4 protein-coding genes are annotated in these 4,776 nt (G+C 69.8%); all 4 read right to left on the bottom strand.

All coding sequences use genetic code 11. The annotated features are described in order from the left end of the window. Positions 1-52: 52 nt before the first annotated feature. On the bottom strand, positions 53-820 hold the full coding sequence (locus ACTS11_RS16155) for an ABC transporter permease (RefSeq protein WP_442641326.1): 768 nt from the start codon (positions 818-820) through the stop codon (positions 53-55). Next, positions 817-1,659 (bottom strand): ABC transporter ATP-binding protein, encoded by an 843-nt coding sequence (locus ACTS11_RS16150; protein WP_442641325.1) that lies wholly within the window; start codon positions 1,657-1,659, stop codon positions 817-819. Before ACTS11_RS16150 ends, ACTS11_RS16155 begins: the two co-directional genes overlap by 4 nt. A gap of 72 nt (positions 1,660-1,731) precedes the next feature. After that, on the bottom strand, positions 1,732-2,733 hold the full coding sequence (locus ACTS11_RS16145) for an ABC transporter substrate-binding protein (protein WP_442641324.1): 1,002 nt from the start codon (positions 2,731-2,733) through the stop codon (positions 1,732-1,734). Positions 2,734-2,959: 226 nt separating this feature from the next. Continuing rightward, positions 2,960-4,776: 5'-nucleotidase C-terminal domain-containing protein (locus tag ACTS11_RS16140; protein WP_442641323.1), on the bottom strand; the 1,817-nt coding region annotated here is incomplete at its 5' end.

Here is a 4,776-nt window from a genome sequence, read left to right as displayed (position 1 = left end):
CTGCGACACGTTCGGGGCGCCCCGCCTCTGAGGCGGTCGCGCCCCCCGTGCGTCAGCCGGGCGAGCGCTCCGCCCAGCCCGCGAAGGTGCGCTCGAGGAACACCACCACGTAGAACAGCAGGATGCCGAGCGCCGCGAGCGCGAAGAGGACCGCGAACATCAGCGGATAATCCGCGCTGATCCGGCCCGAGTCGAACAGCGCCCCGAGGCCGCGCCCGTGCGGCGAGACGATCTCCATCAGGTTCGTGCCGATGAAGGCGAGCGTCACCGCCACCTTCAGCGCCCCGAAGAACTCCGGCAGGGTCTTGGGCAGCGCGATCTTCCAGAAGATGGTGAAGTTCGACGCGCCGAGGCTCCGCAGGATGTCGCGGTATTCCGGCTCCAGCGTCGAGAGGCCGATGGAGACCGAGACCGCGATCGGGAAGAACGAGATCATGAAGGCGATGAGCACGGTGTTGAAGTCGTGCTGGCCCACGAACATCAGCGCGACGATGGGCACCACGGTCGCCTTGGGGATCGCGTTGAAGCCCACGAGGATCGGGTAGAGCCCCTCGCGCGCGAAGCGGGAGAAGCCCATGACCATGCCGATGCCGGTGCCGACCACGACGGCGAGCGCGAGGCCCACCACCGTGCGCCACAGCGTCTCCCACGAGGCGACGAGGAAGAGGTCCCAGAAGCGCACGAAGCGCGGGATGAGGTCCGAGGGGCTGGCCATCCGGTAGTCCGGCAGGTCGTTCACCCAGACCGCCCATTCCCAGAGCGCGATGATGCCCACGATGAAGATCGTCGGCGCGAGGAACTTGCGCAGGCCGTCGTTCATTGTGCGGCTCCCGGCATGGCGTGGCCCCGCGCCGGTGGAGCGGCCTCGTCGTCCGAGGCGCGGCCCTGCGCGACCTGGATCTGGTGGCGGAGAATGGCCAGCATCTCCACGGCCTTGGGCGTATAGAGGTCGTCGAGGCTCCGCTTGCCGGGGATGTCGACGTCGAGGACGTATTGCGCGTGCGCCGGCCTGCCCGACAGAACCACCACCTGGTCGGCGAGAAAGACACTCTCGCGCAGGTCGTGGGTGATGAGCAGGCAGGTGAAGGGCTCTTCCTCGCGCAGGTCGTGCATCGTGCACCACAGGTCCTCGCGCGTGAAGGCGTCGAGCGCGCCGAAGGGCTCGTCGAGGATGAGCACGTCGGGCTTGTGGATGATCGAGCGGCAGAGGCTCGCCCGCTGGCGCATCCCGCCCGACAGCTCGGAGGGTCGCTTGTCCTCGAAGCCCTTCAGGCCGACAAGCTCGAGGAGGTGCCGCGCGCGCTCCTCGGCCTGGGCCTTCGACATCGGCGACTTCACGATCTCCATCGGCAGGAGCACGTTCTGGAGGATCGTCCGCCACTCGAGCAGGACGGGGTTCTGAAAGGCCATGCCGACGGTCGGCCGCGGCGAGGTCACGAGCTGCGAGTGCAGCCAGACCTGCCCCTCCGCGGGCTTCATCAGCCCCGAGACGAGCCGCGTGAGCGTGGACTTGCCGCAGCCCGAGGGTCCGACCACGGCGCAGAACGCGTTCTCGGGGATCTTCAGCGAGAGGTTGTCGAGCACCGGCAGGGGGCCCGCCTTGGTGCGGTAGGCGTGCGTCACCTCGCGCAGCTCGATCATGTAGGGAGAAGTCGCCATGGCCGTCCTCTGCAAAAAGATGCCCGGGGCCAAGACGGATGGCCCCGGGCGATGTCCCTCGTCAACCTGCCGTCACTGCGGCGCGATCATCAGCACCTCGGCCTCGGGCAGGTAGGCGTCGGTGAAGTAGAGCGACGCGTCCGGCTCGTTCTGGAACTCGTAGGTCAGGCGCAGCTGGTCGAGCGCGGTGGCCATGCGCTCGGGGTCGATGGTGCCCATGCCGTTCTCCACCACGTAGTCGGTGAGCACGTTGCCGTCGATCGCGAGCTGCAGGCGCCGGGTTTCCAGGTCGACATCTCCCGCCGGGTTCCGGTCGATGACCGCCGCCGCACCCGCCGCGGGGTCCGCGATGGCGTCCGACCAGCCGCGTGCGATGGCGCGCAGCGCGCCCGTCACCGCTTCGGGGTTTTCGGCGGCGAAGTTCGTGTTCGCGATGATCGCGTTGCCGTAGAGCGCGACGCCGTGGTCCGAGAACATGATCGTGGTGATGTCCTCCTCCGGCACGCCGAGCCGGGCGAGCGAGAGGTAGGAGGAGAAGTTGAACCCGGTCACGGCATCGACGTTGCCCTCGGCGAGCATCGGCTCGCGGGTGGGAAAGCCCACTTCCTCGATCGTCATGGTCGAGACGTCGATGTCGTTCACGGCGGCCAGGATCGGGAACTGGGCCCATGCCCCGTCCGGCGGCGGCGCGCCGAGGATCGAGCCCTCGAGGTCCTCGATGCCGGAGATCCCCTGGCTGACGCGGCCGACGATCGCGAAGGGCGGGCTGTCATAGACCATCATCACGGCCGTGACGGGCGCGCCCGGGTTCTGGTCGAGGAAGCGGATCAGGCTGTTGATGTCGGCGAAGCCCATCGGGAATGCGCCCGAGGCGACCTTCGGGATCGCATCGAGCGAGCCTTCGCCCGCAGTGACTTCGACCGACAGGCCCTCGGCCGCGAAATGGCCGTTGTCGATGGCGAGGAAGTAGGGCGCGGCGGGGCCCTCGAAACGCCAGTCGAGCGCGAACTGGATCTCGGTATCCTGTGCGAGCGCGGGCGTCGCGGCGATCAGCGCGACGGCGATCGGGGGCATCAGACGGTGCAGCAAGTTGGCCTCCTTGAAGTGACTCCGGCACCCGTGCCGCAATAGGCGCGGCCGCCATGCCGAGGGTGTCCGCGGCGCCCGTCGGGGCGCCATCTCGACTCAGACGCCGGCGCGGGCGGGCGTCAATGCCATGCTCGGCGGCGCGAGGGATTCGCGCAAGACTTGAGCATCAAGCGGGCAGTGTGCCGATTTTTCGTGCAACCGCGTAGCGGGTTCAGGCCCTCAGCGCGAACTGCATGAAGCCCGACTCGCCCGCCCCGCGAGCTTCGAGCCCGAGGTCCGCGAGCCTGCACGGATGGCGCAGGGCGCCGCGACCGGTCTCGAAGATCACCTCGGCGCGGCCGAAGCCGCACAGGCGGAACGTCGGCCTCGGCACCGGCGCGATGGCGGTGCCGGCCTCGGCGATATGGCGCGCGACGTAGTCGCGTACGGGGTCCGTGCCGGTGAGCACCGTCCGGGCGGCACGGGAGATGCGGAAGTGGCCGCCGCCCGCCGCGCGGTAGGTGCTCGTCGCGACGAGCACCTCGTCGCCCGGCGCGACCGGCGTGCCGTCCGAGTAGCGGAGATCCTTCACCCGGCCCTCGGTCTCGTAGACGCAGTCCTCCGCGGCGTTGGTCCGCGCCGGGCGGCTGACGTCGATCCGGTAGGTGAGCCCGTCGATCCGGTCGAAGTTGTAGCCCGCGAAGGCATGGTCGATCAGGAACTGCGTCCGCGGGTCGTCGGGGTCGATCCGCCGGTAGATGGACGCCGACCGCTCGAGCCAGAGCCGCAGATCGCTCCCCGTAACGAGCACGATGGCGAGGAGGTTGGGGTAGCAGTAGAGGTCGTGGGCGTGGCGCAGCCGCAAGGGCCCGGCGGGAATGTCCGTATAGTTGTGAGGACCTGCGAGCCCGCCGCAGCGAAAGGGCGCCACGGCCGAGAGGAGCCTCAGGCGGGACAACGCTGCGTCCTTGGCCACTGCCGCGCGGGCTGCGGCGGTCTGGGCGTCGGCCACCAGTTGGGTCGCGGCGCAGGGTGCAATGAAGCTGAAATACGTGGTGAGCGGCATCGCCGTTTCGCCGAGCATCCGCTCGGTGAAGCGGACCGTCGCGCGATGGTGATCGGCGACGTCCCGGCGGAGCGCCGGTTGAGCCCTCAGCACGCGGCGCAGGCCGTGAACGCCTTCGGGTGGCGCATCGCGTACGGACACGGCCCGGGCGCGCGCCTTGACCACCCTCCAGCCGTCCGTGTCGCAACTCCGCCGCTTCTCGAGGGCGAGGTCGATGCAGCCGAGGTGGGAGCCCCCGTAGCCGGGCTGCACGATCGGCGCCGCGCGTCGGGTGACGTCCACGTCGCCGTCGAGCGCCCAGACCTCGTGCGTGTGGCCCGCCACGACCGCGTCCACATCGGCCAGCGCCGCGATGGCGCGCGAGGCATTCTCGTGGCCCAGGGGATCGGGGACCGCGCCGGGGTCCTCCATCCCGCCATGCGAGAGCACCACAACCACATCGGCGCCCCGAGCGCGCATGAGCGCGGCCTCCCCTGCGACGGCCGCGAGCGGATCGGTGAACTCGAGCACGCCGCCGAGGGCGGTGCGGTTCCAGTTCGAAACCTGCGGCGGAACGACCCCGGTGATGCCGATGCGCATCACGCCGCTGTCGCCGTTCCGGTCGAGAACCTGCCGCTCGAGGATCACGTGCGACGGGCGGAACGGGCTGCCGTCGTGGCGGCGGACATTCGCGACGACGACCGGAAAGAGGGCGGCGGAGTAGGTCGCCTCGAGCGCGGGAACGCCGTAGTCGAAGTCGTGGTTGCCGAGCGTCGCCGCGTCGTAGCCCAGCGCGTTCATCGCGGCGATCATCGGATGCTCCACCCCGCGCGGCAGTAGCTCGCTGATCGCCACATCGCCGAGCGGTGCGCCTTGCAGCGTGTCGCCGTTGTCGAGGAGAAGGCAGTTCGGCGCGTCGGCGCGGGCCGCCGCGATGAGGCCCGCGACCCGCACGAGGCCGACGCCGTCGTCACGCCTGCCCGAGAAGTAGTCGAACGGCAACA

Origin of the sequence: Roseicyclus sp., assembly GCF_052168335.1 — a bacterium.
Classification (GTDB): Bacteria; Pseudomonadota; Alphaproteobacteria; order Rhodobacterales; family Rhodobacteraceae; genus Roseibacterium.
The sequence above is the reverse complement of the archived record's forward strand: the minus strand, read 5'-3'. Positions and strand labels throughout refer to the sequence as shown.